This is a genomic window from Halocynthiibacter namhaensis, assembly GCF_000812685.1.
GTDB classification, from domain to species: Bacteria; Pseudomonadota; Alphaproteobacteria; order Rhodobacterales; family Rhodobacteraceae; genus Halocynthiibacter; species Halocynthiibacter namhaensis.
The window spans coordinates 73,203-87,185 of record NZ_JWIF01000040.1 but is presented as its reverse complement, the minus strand read 5'-3'; the positions used below and the strand labels follow the sequence as shown (position 1 = coordinate 87,185).

At 51.4% G+C, this 13,983-nt stretch carries 16 protein-coding genes and 1 tRNA gene; 4 read left to right on the top strand and 13 right to left on the bottom strand.

Annotated elements, in window-relative coordinates; all coding sequences use genetic code 11:
• Positions 1-4: 4 nt before the first annotated feature.
• The 4 genes from RJ38_RS06440 to RJ38_RS06425 all read left to right on the top strand — a co-directional run bounded on the left by RJ38_RS06440 (position 5) and on the right by RJ38_RS06425 (position 3,420).
• Entirely contained in the window at positions 5-868 is an 864-nt protein-coding gene (locus tag RJ38_RS06440; RefSeq protein WP_039018112.1) for a hypothetical protein, read from the top strand.
• Between the two features lie 68 nt (positions 869-936).
• Positions 937-1,863: a homoserine O-acetyltransferase MetA gene (metA, locus tag RJ38_RS06435; RefSeq protein ID WP_039018055.1), complete on the top strand. Its 927-nt coding sequence runs from the start codon at positions 937-939 to the stop codon at positions 1,861-1,863.
• A gap of 60 nt (positions 1,864-1,923) precedes the next feature.
• The gene (gene ppk2, locus RJ38_RS06430; protein ID WP_039018111.1) at positions 1,924-2,799 is read left to right on the top strand and encodes a polyphosphate kinase 2; all 876 of its coding nucleotides are present in this window, start codon (positions 1,924-1,926) and stop codon (positions 2,797-2,799) included.
• Positions 2,800-3,420, top strand: coding sequence for a TetR/AcrR family transcriptional regulator (locus RJ38_RS06425; RefSeq protein ID WP_039018054.1), 621 nt, complete (start codon positions 2,800-2,802; stop codon positions 3,418-3,420).
• Here RJ38_RS06425 and RJ38_RS06420 read toward each other — a convergent pair.
• From RJ38_RS06420 to iscR, 13 genes are all read right to left on the bottom strand, one after another.
• Entirely contained in the window at positions 3,414-3,962 is a 549-nt protein-coding gene (locus RJ38_RS06420; RefSeq protein ID WP_039018053.1) for a hypothetical protein, read from the bottom strand. The two genes, RJ38_RS06425 and RJ38_RS06420, sit on opposite strands and share 7 nt — an antisense overlap.
• Positions 3,963-4,159: 197 nt before the next feature.
• Positions 4,160-4,236 (bottom strand) — tRNA-Arg (locus tag RJ38_RS06415).
• Positions 4,237-4,519: 283 nt separating this feature from the next.
• On the bottom strand, positions 4,520-5,737 hold the full coding sequence (locus RJ38_RS06410) for a cysteine desulfurase (RefSeq protein ID WP_039018052.1): 1,218 nt from the start codon (positions 5,735-5,737) through the stop codon (positions 4,520-4,522).
• 4 nt (positions 5,738-5,741) lie between these two features.
• Positions 5,742-6,341, bottom strand: coding sequence for a YIP1 family protein (locus tag RJ38_RS18045; RefSeq protein ID WP_052245238.1), 600 nt, complete (start codon positions 6,339-6,341; stop codon positions 5,742-5,744).
• Entirely contained in the window at positions 6,341-6,829 is a 489-nt protein-coding gene (locus RJ38_RS06400; protein WP_039018051.1) for a hypothetical protein, read from the bottom strand. The genes RJ38_RS18045 and RJ38_RS06400 overlap by 1 nt, the downstream gene beginning before the upstream one ends.
• Positions 6,830-6,838: 9 nt before the next feature.
• Positions 6,839-8,122, bottom strand: a complete 1,284-nt coding sequence (locus tag RJ38_RS06395; RefSeq protein ID WP_039018050.1) for a SufB/SufD family protein — start codon at positions 8,120-8,122, stop codon at positions 6,839-6,841.
• Positions 8,122-8,877 carry a Fe-S cluster assembly ATPase SufC gene (gene sufC / locus RJ38_RS06390; protein ID WP_039018049.1) on the bottom strand — a complete coding sequence of 252 codons (756 nt, stop codon included), beginning with the start codon at positions 8,875-8,877 and terminating at the stop codon, positions 8,122-8,124. Before sufC ends, RJ38_RS06395 begins: the two co-directional genes overlap by 1 nt.
• Positions 8,878-9,024: 147 nt before the next feature.
• Complete coding sequence (locus tag RJ38_RS06385; protein WP_039018048.1) at positions 9,025-9,624, bottom strand: hypothetical protein; 600 nt, start codon at positions 9,622-9,624, stop codon at positions 9,025-9,027.
• A 178-nt stretch (positions 9,625-9,802) separates the two neighbouring features.
• Entirely contained in the window at positions 9,803-10,114 is a 312-nt protein-coding gene (locus RJ38_RS06380; RefSeq protein WP_039018047.1) for a heavy metal-binding domain-containing protein, read from the bottom strand.
• 339 nt (positions 10,115-10,453) lie between these two features.
• Positions 10,454-11,974 carry a Fe-S cluster assembly protein SufB gene (gene sufB, locus RJ38_RS06370; protein ID WP_039018045.1) on the bottom strand — a complete coding sequence of 507 codons (1,521 nt, stop codon included), beginning with the start codon at positions 11,972-11,974 and terminating at the stop codon, positions 10,454-10,456.
• Positions 11,975-11,985: 11 nt separating this feature from the next.
• Positions 11,986-13,020 carry a cysteine desulfurase family protein gene (locus tag RJ38_RS06365; RefSeq protein ID WP_039018044.1) on the bottom strand — a complete coding sequence of 345 codons (1,035 nt, stop codon included), beginning with the start codon at positions 13,018-13,020 and terminating at the stop codon, positions 11,986-11,988.
• Positions 13,017-13,502 carry a hypothetical protein gene (locus RJ38_RS06360; RefSeq protein WP_039018043.1) on the bottom strand — a complete coding sequence of 162 codons (486 nt, stop codon included), beginning with the start codon at positions 13,500-13,502 and terminating at the stop codon, positions 13,017-13,019. The genes RJ38_RS06365 and RJ38_RS06360 overlap by 4 nt, the downstream gene beginning before the upstream one ends.
• Positions 13,495-13,953, bottom strand: coding sequence for a Fe-S cluster assembly transcriptional regulator IscR (gene iscR, locus RJ38_RS06355; RefSeq protein WP_039018042.1), 459 nt, complete (start codon positions 13,951-13,953; stop codon positions 13,495-13,497). The genes RJ38_RS06360 and iscR overlap by 8 nt, the downstream gene beginning before the upstream one ends.
• Between the last annotated feature and the right edge of the window lie 30 nt (positions 13,954-13,983).

Below are 13,983 nucleotides of genomic sequence, written 5' to 3'. Positions count from 1 at the left end.
TCAGATGCAGTATTCTTCCGGTCAGGACTGGCTGAAATCCGACAATAAACAGGCGATGCTTTTTGCCATGTCGGGACTTGGAAAAACTTATATTTCCAATATGTTGCGCGAGGCTGGCAACTGGTTTCACTATTCCGTCGATTACCGCATCGGCACGCGATACATGGGCGAACATATCGTTGATAATTTCAAACGCGAGGCGATGAAAACGCCGTTTCTGGCGGAACTTCTGCGCTCAGATTCCATTTATATCGCGTCAAATATCACATTCGAGAACCTCGATCCGCTGTCAACCTACCTTGGCAAACCGGGAAACAGCGACCATGGTGGCATTGCGATTGAAGAGTATCTAAAGCGTCAAGAACAACATCGCCATGCAGAAGTCGCATCCCTGTTGGACACGCAACATTTCATTGCCCGCGCTCGCGAGATCTATGGTTATAAAAACTTCATCGGCGACAGCGGCGGTTCCATCTGCGAAGTTGTGGATCCCCATGACGACGATGATCCGGTACTGAAATCTCTGTCGGAAAACCTGTTGATGGTCTGGATCGAGGGATCTGATGCCCATACACAGGAACTGACCCGTCGGTTCGATAAATCACCAAAACCGATGTATTATCAGCGAGATATCCTGAAAGATGCATGGTCAACATATCTTAATGAAAACAACACTCAACCGGGTGATGTTGATCCAAACGCGTTCATCCGATGGGCATATAAACGTGCCGTCAGTCATCGCCAGCCGATCTATCGCGCAATGGCTGATAATTGGGGTGTCACCGTGTCCGCGGATGACGTCTCCAAAATCCGCAGTGAAAGCGATTTCAATGAATTGATCGCAAAGGCAATAGACGCGCGAATGTGATGGGGCTGCGACTTGTTCGTAACGCCCCCGTTGCTTATCTATCGTCTATACATGCCTGAGGTCACATAATGCCTATAAAACTTCCATCCACCCTGCCCGCATATAAAGTCCTTTCCGAGGAAGGGGTTATGGTCATTGGTGAAGGTCGTGCTGCCAACCAAGACATTCGGCCGTTGAAGATTGCTTTGCTCAATCTGATGCCGAAAAAGATCCAAACGGAAAATCAATTCGCCCGTTTGATCGGTGCCACCCCCTTGCAGATTGATCTGCATCTTATTCGCATGTCCGAACACCAAACACGCAATACCGCCGCCGAGCATATGGAAGAATTTTATCGCCCCTTTAGCGAGATGAAAGATCAAAAGTTCGACGGGCTCATCATCACCGGCGCACCGATCGAACATATGCCCTTTGACGATGTCACTTACTGGCAAGAGCTGACCGAAGTCATGGAATGGACCCAAACCAATGTGCATTCAACATTTGGAGTGTGTTGGGGCGGCATGGCGATGATTAACTATTTCCATGGGGTGCAGAAACACAAACTCGATCATAAGGCATTTGGCTGCTTTAAACACCACAACCAAGCACCGACCTCGCCCTATTTGCGTGGGTTTTCCGATGAATGTGTGATCCCGGTCAGCCGCTGGACAGAGATGCATCAGGCCGAGATCGACGCCAATGGCCGTCTTCGCACGCTACTTTCTTCAAATGTATCAGGGCCTTGCTTGATTGAAGACCCTGACCATCGCGCGCTGTATATCTTCAACCACTTGGAATATGACAGCGGGACACTGAAGGAAGAATATGATCGCGATGTCGCCAATGGCACCCCGATCAATGTGCCAGATAACTACTATCCGGATGATGATCCTGCCAAGCCACCACACAACAGATGGCGCAGCCACGCCCATCTTTTATATGGCAATTGGATCAACCAAATTTACCAAACCACATCCTATGATATGTCGCTGATTGGGACAGATCAAAGCTAGCCCCAGATGTTGCCATTGACCAAATTGCGCCGCATAAAGGGTAAAGTGACGGAGATTAACATGACCAACTTGCCCTTTGATGGCGCTATCAGCACATTTTTCAATGATGAAGCGCCCAAAGACCTGCGCGATGCCATCAATAATTCTGGCAAAAAAGATATCCTGTCGGACAGTTATCCATACAAAACCCAGATGAAACGCGCCGAATACGACAGTAGAATGGAAGCGTTACAGGTCGAACTGGTTAAGCTTTTGGCGCATATTAAAGACAGTGGTGAACGCATTGCTGTGGTGTTCGAAGGCCGTGATGCTGCCGGAAAAGGTGGCACAATCAAACGGTTGCGCGAAAACCTTAATCCTAGAAGTGCGCGCGTCGTCGCCTTATCCAAACCCAGTGATCGCGAGGCCGGTCAATGGTATTTTCAACGCTATGCCAAGCATCTGCCGACCGCTGGAGAAATGGTGCTCTTTGATCGATCTTGGTACAATCGCGGCGTCGTTGAGAAAGTCTTTGGCTTCTGTGAAGATGAAGACCGGGAACGTTTCTTTGATCAATTGCCAGGATTTGAACATCAGATCACCTCGGAAGGCATCCACTTGTTTAAATTTTGGTTGAACGTCGGGCGCTCTGAACAGTTGAAACGCTTTTTAAAGCGTGAGGAAGACCCGCTAAAGCAATGGAAATTAAGTTGGATTGACGTTGAAGGCTTGAAGCGGTGGGATGCGTATTCCCAGGCGATCAAAGAAACATTTGAGCGCAGCCACACCGAGGCAGCGCCTTGGACCGTCATCAGAAGCGACGACAAAAAACGCGCGCGCCTCGCGGCAATCGAGTGCATCTTGCAAGCCATAGATTACAAAGACAAAAACCTGAATGTCATTCAGAAACCTGATGACAAAATCTGTGGCTCTCCCGCATTGTGGGATATGGGGTAAATGGTCAAAAAACGCGGCTATCACCACGGGAATTTGCGTGCCGCCTTGGTTGAGGCCACCCTATCGTTGATCGAAGAAAAAGGGCCAACGGGGTTCACACTTTCAGAAACGGCAAAACGCGCGGGCGTAACGCCGGCCGCCGTTTATCGCCATTTCGAAGGGCGCGAAGATCTAATCGCAGAGGCAGCTCGACAAGGATATGAGATATTCGCTGATCTGCTCGAATATGCTTGGACCAAGGGTGATGTCACAGATCTCGCACGTTTTGAAGCAACGGGACGTGCCTACTTGGCATTCGCGCGGCGCTATCCAGGCCATTATGTTGCGATGTTTGAAAGCGGTGTACAGGTGAACCGATCACCAGCTTTGGCAGAAGTCGCCAATCGTGCGATGGGTGTTATGGAATCCGCGGCGGACAAATTAATTCAACAAATTCCAGCAGATAAGCGACCTCCTTCACGTATGTTTTCCGCACATATTTGGGCGATGTCCCATGGGGTCGTTGAACTTTTCGCCCGAAATGCACCTGGAACCGCATCACCATTTTCGCCAGAAGACCTGCTGGAAAGCGGGATCGGTGTATATCTGCGCGGCCTGGGTTTGATCACCCCCGATCAGTAATCATCCAAATCATCTAGATCGCTTGGATCCAACGGATCAGGTCCTTTCCTTTTACGGAACTTTCGAAAAAAGCCAAAGATCGCACGCCCGGCATCAACGGGTTGAGGAAGACCAAACCATGCTGAAATGCGCTCGGTGCCGCGCCCAACCCCCCAGACCAACATGACAATAACGCTGATAATAAAATAAGCTAAGATCATCGACCTAGGGCCAAGATTTGGCGTCAACAGAAAAAACTGTAACGAGATGCCAAGCAAAAACCCCCCAAGGAAGTATGCCAAAACCTGCATAGGTTTGCGCTTTTGCATGATCGCAGTGATCGGTTGCGCCATTAATATCGCGGCAAACACGCCGGAACGGATACCATAGGACAATCGAACAGCGAGCTCGGGGTTTTCAATCATGGCCAACCGGATAAACACTGCATCTGCAAGCGTTCCCCCGACCACAGCCAACACCAAAGTCACAAAGTGACGGGCAAAACCATCCTGACGCACCGTGCCAGGTTCCTTGGTTTCCAGGATCATATCATCGTTAAACATGCCAAATTTATAATGCCGAAATAAGGAGAAATTTGGTCCATCGTTCAAAAACCTTACGAGACCGCGTGATTATTATACGAACCATATCAGGCCTTTAAAGCGAAAGGTATTTCGGACAGGTCATTTGACCTGCCTTCACAGGGAACAACACCCACCGTCGGTGAGACTATGCCAAGCTTAAAAACCGAAAATTCAAATGGTGGTCCCAGCTGGATTCGAACCAGCGACCTCTCGCTTCGGAGGCGAGCACTCTATCCAGCTGAGCTATGGGACCCCCGGTTTGCTTGCATATGAATGCAACCAACGCTGCGGGCTTATTACGAATAAGTCCTTCACCCAATCCGACGTCTTTATATGCCCTTTTGCAGACATCCAACACGGACGGGATGCGCTGGTTTTAGGGCAAAGATGTGAGGGCTGCAATTGCTAATTTGCGCGATCATCAGCGGAAGCGGCACCAAACGCAAACCCCGCCGTTTTCCATACCAACTGGACGTCGCACCTTACGGTTTCAATCCCCCGGAAACAGCCGCCCCTTTCACCAGCATTGCGACGGTTCAGGCGAATAATTCGTGGCAAAGCTCTAGCGCGCTGACAAGGGTGTCGACCTCAGCCTTTGTATTATAAAGACCAAATGAGGCGCGTGCGGTCGCGGGAACCCCGAGATGTTGCATCAAGGGTTGCGCACAATGGTGACCTGCACGCACCGCAACACCACGCTTATCGAGAACCGTAGACAAGTCATGCGCGTGGGCAGCCCCTTCCATGGTGAAGGAGAAAATCGCGCCTTTGGTCGCGGAATTTCCCTGCACATTCAACCAGTTCAGCCCATCAAGCTTGGTCCGGGCATAATCACGCAAATCACGTTCATGTTGGGCGACATTGTCCATTCCCAGATCCATTAAATATTCAAGCGCGGCGCCAAGGCCAATCATTTGAACAATGCCTGGTGTCCCGGCTTCGAACTTCATCGGTGGATCATTATAGGTGATCACATCCTTGGTCACTTCCCGGATCATGTCGCCACCGCCCATAAAAGGCTGCATTTCAGCCATGCGTTCCTTGCGGATGAACATCGCACCGGAACTGGACGGACCATAGAGCTTGTGCCCTGTGATCGAGAAGAAATCACACCCGATATCGCGCATATCTACGGGCATATGAACGGATGATTGTGATCCATCGACCATCACAGGAATGCCCCGGCCGCGTGCGAATTCACAGATCGATTTCACATCCACAACGCTGCCCAACACATTGGACATCTGGGTGATTGAGATCAATTTTGTTTTTTCGGTCACGGCATCAATGACACGTTGCGGATCCAGATCACCATTGCTGTCAATGTCGACCCATTTGATCACCACGCCCAGTCGTTCGCGCAGAAAATGCCATGGTACAATATTGGCGTGATGTTCCATGACCGACAGGATGATCTCATCACCGGCGCGCAGGTTCGCAGCCCCCCAACCATAGGCAACCATATTGATGCCCTCAGTCGTGCCCGAATTCATGACGATTTCGTCTTCATCCGCCCCTAGGAAACGCGCAATGGTGCCCCGTACGGCTTCGTATTTTTCAGTCGCCAGGTTGGACAGGAAATGCAGACCGCGGTGCACATTCGCATATTCTTCCGCATATCCACGTGTCACCGCATCAATCACAACTTGGGGTTTCTGGGCCGATGCGCCATTATCCAAGTAAACCAACGGCTTACCATTCACTTCACGGGACAAGATCGGGAAATCACCCCGGATTTTTTCGACGTCATACATCTGTTCAGATACCTTCTAGCGGGACCAGCCCAAGGGAGATCAACACAATACTTAGGACAATGCTGATCACAAATATTGCGGCAACGCCACCAAAGAACACTTGCAGCGCGGACTTAAAGCCATGAATCTCTGCTACGAAATGGCACAGCTGCCATGTCACGATGATCATCGCGCCAAGGCCAAATAGACCAGCCCCCGCCGGAAGCACCAACGCGATACCGAATTGAATGAGGTTCAGCGCAAGCAAGATGATCTGTTGGAGGATCACCAATGCAAGAACATCATCAAAACTGCCCTGCCCGCCTGCGATATTTCCGGCAAAAAATGACGCCAAAAAGATGAGGATCGCCTGGCTGACAAGCATCAATCCAGCCAGAAAGAACGGGCTTGGGCGAAAGATCTGTGTGTTATCCGCAAGTTCAGGTGTTGGCAGCAACAAACCAGTGACATAACTGACGATCACCGATACCGCGCAGCTGAGAGCAAGCAAAAGCCACAGGGTTGGACGTGGCAATTGAAGGGATGTCACCTCGGATATTGCGCCGCGTGGATCCTGAAAGCTGCGCAAAATCAACGACTTTAAGCCATTTATCGAACGTTCCATCAAGCTGTTCCCATGTTGCGCGACGCGATGCGAAGGCCGATTGTAAAAAAAGCCAAAAACGCGATGAACCACAACACAAATACCAAATAGGTTTCCGTGCCCGGCCCAATCAAGCCTTGCGTCAATCCAAGCAACAACCAAAGCGGCATTGCAGCCAGAAGCGACCAAAACATGCTGAGACGAATATCAAGGCCGCTGACCCCCGCCAATGCCCGAAGCGGGAACCAAATCAGCGCCGCCAATATGTAGAAAAATAAGGGAAAAACAAAGACCAACACAAGAAAGCCACTATAAACAAGGCTGGCAAAATTTCCCAGTTCAGGCAGCAATTCGGCCTGACGGGACCAAACCGGAAGCTGACCAACGAAAGCCAGCAAACCAGCGATAATCGCATAGGTCAGCACCAAGCCTTCATCGCCCGACATGCGGCGTTCAAACACCTCACGCGGACGACGATAGCAAGCAAGAATATCGCGTGTAACGGACATTGTAGTTCCTTATGCGCGACGGCGCGCCAGCCAAGATTCAAGACGCACAGTCAACAGGTCACGAATGGCTTCATCCGCGACTTCGTCAATTGCTTCCGCCAAAAACGCCAGAACCAAAAGATCCTGCGCTTCGGCCAAAGGTACACCACGCGAACGCAAGTAAAACAAGGCCGCATCGTCAATTGCGCCACAGGTGGACCCATGGGAACAAATCACGTCATCCGCGTAGATTTCCAGTTCGGGTTTGGCAAGAAAGTTGCTGTCATCATCCAACAACAAACCCTGAGAAATCTGATAACCGTCGGTTTTCTGGGCATCAGCTTTCACCAAGATTTTGCCTTGGAAAACCCCCGTCGCACCATTGCGCAACACCTTTTTGAACACCTGACGACTTTCGCCATTCACCGCATCATGGGTGATAAAGATGGTGTCGTCGTGATGGAAACCTTGATCCGTCGCCCCGTCACCCGCAACAACACCTGCGATATGGGCAAGTGTGTTGTCACCGTTGATCTCTATCACCGCTTCATTGCGGGTCAGTGTACCGTTCACAGTCATGGTAAAGCTGCGGAACTGGCTTTCCTCACCAAGACGCGCAAACATATGGGTGACAGCATGGCGCACATGTTGACGGCCTTGCGTGCGCATATGATGGAATGACGCGCGATCCCCAACGTCAACTTCCATCACCGTATTGAAACGCGCGGCTGCTGGTCCGTTCTCAAGAATTGTGATTTCCGTATCCTCAGCAAGTTTCACAACATGGTGTAACATCGCATCGGAATTATTTGATTCATAAAGATAAATCATGGATACGGGCTTTGACACTTTACCCGTTACATTCAACAGAATACCATCTGTCGCAGCAACGGTATTGGCCGTGGCAAGGGGGCGTGAAACCGGGGTTTGCCCATTGGCTTCAAGCACACCATACAGACCTTGTGCCCAATGAATGTCTTTATCGGCAACCCCAGCAAGACGTTCAATTGTAACGCCTTCTAGGGACAAATCATCAGATTGATCGGCGTCAAACACACCGTCAACAAAAACGATTTTCAGGCGATCAACTTCTGAAAAAACCGGGGTCTCTTCATAAGAAACGAACTTGCCTTCTGGGGCTTGGGCTTGGGTCAGCGCATCGGGACGGGTGTATTTCCAATACTCATCGCGACGCCCTGGCAAGCCAGCAGCATTCAGCCGTGTCAGCGCATCTTCGCGTGCCTTCAAAGACCAACCACCAGAAACAGGCGCGGTCACAGCAAGCTGTGCGTTCTTCTGTTCTGCAACAGCCATTATGCATACTCCGCCAACAGGTCGGCATAGCCGTTGTTTTCAACTTCAAGCGCCAACTCAGGGCCACCGGTTTTGATAATGCGACCTTCCGCCATGATATGCACAACGTCAGGTTTGATATGGTCCAGAAGGCGTTGATAATGCGTGATAACCAGGAAAGAACGCCCCTCGTCACGTAGGGCGTTCACGCCTTCAGACACCAGCTTCATCGCATCCACATCAAGGCCGGAATCGGTTTCATCCAAGATGCACATCTTTGGCTCAAGCATGGCCATTTGCAGGATCTCATTGCGTTTCTTTTCACCGCCAGAAAAGCCAACATTCACCGGGCGCTTCAGCATATCCGCGTCAATTTTCAGGGTTTTCGCCTTGGCGCGAACGACTTTCAAAAAATCAGCTGCGGACATTTCATCTTCGCCGCGTGCTTTGCGTTGTGAATTCACAGCGGTCCGCAGGAAAGTCATGTTGCCCACACCTGGGATCTCAACCGGGTATTGGAACGCCAAAAACAGGCCTGCGGCGGCGCGTTCTTCAGCTTCCATATCAAGGATATCTGCACCGTCAAGTTGGGCTGTGCCTTCGGTCACTTCATAACCCGCGCGGCCTGATAAAACGTAAGACAATGTGGATTTGCCAGAACCGTTTGGCCCCATGATCGCGTGCACTTTGCCGGCCTCAAGGGTCAGATCGACACCTTTCAGGATCTTTTTGCCGTCATCTTCAAGTTCAGCGTGCAGATTTTTAATTTCAAGCATGGTTTTCTCTTTTCGTCAGCGTGTGTTCACGCGGGGTTATTAGAAAAGTAAAGATCCGGCGCGCAGCAATGCGACCGGATTTACTGTGAAGCGGAAACGCCGATTGCCCGCGAAACGGGCTAAGCAGCATTCGGTTTTCTATGGTATTTAAAGGTTTTGCGCCGCCACGATGGGTTGTACGGGATCCGTGCCCTCGGTCGGTATGACCGGCGCAGGTGTTGACAGTTGTGGTGCGTAAAGCTGTGCCCAGATCGTTGGATATCGATCCTGCAACAGGCTTTCGCCATAGATCATTGCCCCAAACCCCAGTGCGAAGGCCATCAAGCGCGTCACTGAGAAGATTTTGAACATCAAGATCGCCAAAGTGGCGACGGCCAAAGCCGCCCAAAACGGGCCGTTTGCGCTTTGCAACGATGAAGCGATCTGAACTGGCAGGTCGAACAATGGCGCGCGCCCTGCAGAATACATCTGGAACACACCGATATTGGCGATCAAGACCGCGCCCGCGCCCAAGATCAACGCCAAAGGCGCGCCCAACAGACGTTCGATCAGCGGTGCCTTTGGTTTGCCCACCGCAGAGCGTGACAGAACCAATCCGCGTTTCACATGTTTCTTGCTGGAACGTTTGCCGTGCTGGCTTGTGTCCGCAGCCCCGACCAACATTTGCCCCATCAAATTTGGCCCCGTGCCTTTGTTGATGCGCGAAATTCGTTTGCTGAAGATATCGTGTTGATCGGCCATTGCCATGATGTTTGTTCCCACTGCTCACCCTTGAGGCGTAACTTTCAGTGAAAACATGGCGCGAAAAAGGCGTGATCGGGGTAATTTCAGCGCAGGCACTGCCCCAATTGCATTCCCTAACATCAACCAGATCCAGGTTAACCTTGTCACAGGAAAGAGATATGTCCGCCCACTGCTTCATGAATTACACAGTCACCGCAGTGCCAGAGGCCGAAACCATCAACATGGATGATCCGACAACTTCATAGTCAAGATCAACGCCCACCACCGCATTTGCACCCTTTTCATGGGCGCGTTCTTCAAGTTCGCGCAGGGCCGTGTCGCGGGCATCTTGCAGCTTGCTTTCATAAGCACCAGAGCGCCCACCCACGATATCGGTGATCGACGCAAACACATCACGCACAACATTCGCCCCCATGATCGCCTCGCCCACGACAATGCCGTGGTAGCTGCGAATGGGTTTGCCTTCGATAGAGGGTGTGGTTGTGATGATCATTGCATTAGACCCAAGAAATATGCGCTGCCCATCAATGCGTAGAAGAATCCGATGCAAAAGAACCCAAATGCAGAGAAAAGCCGCCCGAAAAAGCTCCCCAAAGTGGTCCAGTTTTCTCCCAAAAGCCAAACTCTCTTTTCACGCGACAATACAACAGCCAAGCAGCTTAACACCAGCCACATATGAGCCGGGAAGTATAACAAAAGGGCAATTGCAACACTGACCTTTGCGCCAACAAAAGATCCGAAAAGTGAAATCAACAATGCTAGAGATATCCCCAACAAACAAGACTTCAAACGGCCAAGGTTACGAAACCGATCTTCCCACTGAGAGATAAAATCAACCAACGGATCCCTCCAGAGAAATCGCCACAAGCGCTTGGGCTTCCAAGGCAAATTCCATTGGCAGAGCTTGCAGAACGTCCTTCACGAAGCCGTTGACCACAAGGGCCACGGCCTCTTCCTCGCCAATGCCACGTGAGCGGCAGTAGAACAGTTGGTCGTCATCCACTTTGGATGTCGTCGCTTCATGTTCCACGCGGGAAGAATTGTTTTTGACTTCAATGTAAGGCACCGTATGCGCCCCGCATTTATCGCCAATCAGCAAGCTGTCACATTGGGTGAAATTGCGGGAATTCTTGGCTTTTGGATGCATCGAAACCAGCCCGCGATAGGTGTTTTGTGCCTTACCAGCTGAAATCCCCTTGGACACGATGCGTGACTTTGTATTCTTGCCGAGATGCACCATTTTCGTGCCAGTGTCGGCCTGCTGCATGTTGTTGGCAATGGCGATGGAATAGAACTCGCCCTGGCTGTCATCGCCGCGCAGAATGCAGCTTGGGTATTTCCAGGTCACCGCAGACCCGGTTTCAACCTGGGTCCACATGATTTTCGCACGATCACCGCGACAATCCGCACGTTTCGTCACAAAATTATAGATGCCGCCCTTGCCGTCTTCATCGCCAGGATACCAGTTCTGAACGGTGGAATATTTCACCTCGGCGTCTTCCTCGATCACGATTTCAACCACGGCGGCGTGCAGCTGGGCCACATCACGTTGCGGCGCGGTACAGCCCTCAAGATAGGACACATATGACCCTTTTTCGGCAACGATCAAAGTGCGTTCAAACTGGCCGGTGTTTTCAGCGTTGATGCGGAAATAGGTGGACAATTCCATCGGGCAACGTACGCCTTCAGGGATGTAAACAAACGACCCATCGGAAAAGACCGCCGAGTTCAGCGTCGCGTAGAAATTGTCGGTCACGGGCACAACAGAACCGAGATATTTTTTCACAAGCTCAGGGTGGGTTTTGATCGCTTCTGAGATGGAACAGAAAATCACGCCGGCTTTTTCCAGGTCCTTCTGGAAGGTCGTGCCAAGGGAAACTGAGTCAAACACAGCATCCACCGCAACTTTGCGCTCATTCGGGTTGTAATCTTCCGCACCTTCAACACCGGCCAGAACCATCTGTTCTTTCAAGGGAATCCCGAGTTTCGCATAAGTCGCCAAAAGCTTTGGGTCGACCTCATCCAAGGATTTTGGCTTCACTTCCATGGATTTTGGGCGGGCGTAATAATAGATGTCCTGGAAGTTGATCTCAGGGTAATCAACCATCGCCCAATCCGGTTCAACCATCTTAAGCCAACGATCAAACGCCGCCAGACGCCATTCCAACATCCATTCCGGTTCTTCATTCTTCTCAGAGATCAAACGCACGATGTCATGGTTCACGCCAAGGGGCGCATATTCCATTTCAATATCGGTTTCCCAACCGTGCTTATAGGTCCCAGCAAGGGTTTTCACCGCTTCAACAGTTTCTGCTTCGACGCCATCTTTGGCAATGAAATCGTCCTTGGACATGTGCTTTCCCTTCAGGCCGCGCGCGCTTTTTGGCGACGGTATTCTTTGATCCAGGCCTCGGCGAACGCCAGGACCTCTTGTTCTGTGTTATCGGGGCCAAGTGACACCCGAATGGCCGAGGATGCGACATCCGGCCCGTAATTCATTGCGCGCAAAACCCGGCTTTCACGGACTTTTCCAGAGGAACAAGCAGAGCCAGCCGAGACAGCAAAGCCAGCCAGATCCATCTGCATAACCTGGGTTTCGCCCTTCCAACCCGGAATGGCAAAACATGATGTATTGGGAAGCCTTTTCGCGCGCTTCCCGACTATAATAATATCTGGCGCAGATTCTTCCAGCGTTTTTTCTAGAATGGTTCTAAGTTTCGCAACTTCATCCCAGACCCCGCGTTCAAGATCGCGTGATGCGGCCTCAGCAGCCGCCCCCATGCCAACAATCCCGATCAGGTTTTCCGTGCCCGCACGGCGCCCCATTTCCTGACCACCCTGTGCTGGCATTGGCAAATCAGTGCCACGTTTCAACACAAGCGCCCCAACGCCCTTTGGCCCGCCAAACTTATGCGCTGACAACGCTGCCGTCGTCGCACCAGACCAATTAAACGCCCAAGGTGATTTGCCCGCAATCTGAACCGCATCACAAAACCAGGTGCCCTCGGTCACCTCCTGCAACACCCCAGTTTCAGAATTCGCCGCCTGCATAACAGCACCCGCCTGCCCGGCAATCACGCCGTTCTCATCCACATCCAAAGACGCCGTGGTGTGGACAACGATGCAATCATGCTCAACGTCAGAACCCGCAAATGCACCACCAATCAACGCCAAACGCGCAGCTTCCGTTGCGCCGGATGTAAAGACAATCTCAGCCCCATCCGCACCAAAAGCCGCAGCAATCTGCCCACGGGCGTTCTCGATCACTCGTTTAGCCGCACGCCCTTCGCCATGCACAGAAGACGGATTTCCAAACACATCCATCGCCGCAATCATCGCGTCGCGCGCCTCAACCCGCACAGGCGTTGTGGCGTTATGATCGAAATAAACGCGTTTCATTTAATCATTCCCACGGTTCTGGCTTTGCATGTCGATTGTGCGTTAAGCCGCTCAGCATGATCCGCCCGAAGTAAATACTTAAACCCGCGCTCAAATTCGGGTGGCAAGGGTTCTTCAAGGAAACGATAAATCCCGGCAAGAACCTTTCCAGTTACAGAAATATAATCTGGCGTGAAGCCGCAAAGCCGATTGTATATTCGTCCGACGATCCACCTGCTACGCTTATACGCCACAAGCATATCTTCAACCTCCCCAGCCAGTACCATAACGCAAACCTCAGGCTCTTCAGGTTGATTATCAGTCGTAATATGATAAATTGGCTTTCTGTGGAGACCAACGTAATACGGAACAATAGATAGCAGATGCTTCCTGATCGCCGCCGTTGCGCGGTATAGCGCATCAAAGCTGTCAAACGTGCTCCCGCTATCGACAACAACAATCATCGGCAGCTGAAAGAATTCAGTCGGGCGCGAGTCAATCATCCACAACCTCAAACAGGCCAGGAACGGCGGGGCATGGAACGAGGTCATTTTGCACAACATCTGACAAGCGGGTTTGGTGTAGAAATACATATACATGGGCAGAAAGGCCTTCCCACAGACGGTTGGTCAGCGATTGTGCGCGCGATCCTGATACCGCACCGGATGCCCCGGCCCCTTTGTGCATCGCAGAAACGGTTTCGTCCACAGCGCCCAGAATATCAACGACACGAATATCGGATGCAGAACGCGCCAAGCGGTATCCACCACCAGGACCACGCACGGATTGCACCAGTTCAGCGCGGCGCAATTTGACGAATAACTGTTCAAGATACGGCAGTGAAACACCCTGACGCTCAGAGATTTCTGCAAGCGTCGTCAACTTATTGTCCGGTTGCAGCGCCAAATCTGCAAGCGCCACCATTGCATATCGGCCTTTTGTACTCAGTTTCATCGCTTTTCCCGCATCACTTTAAACCAAAAA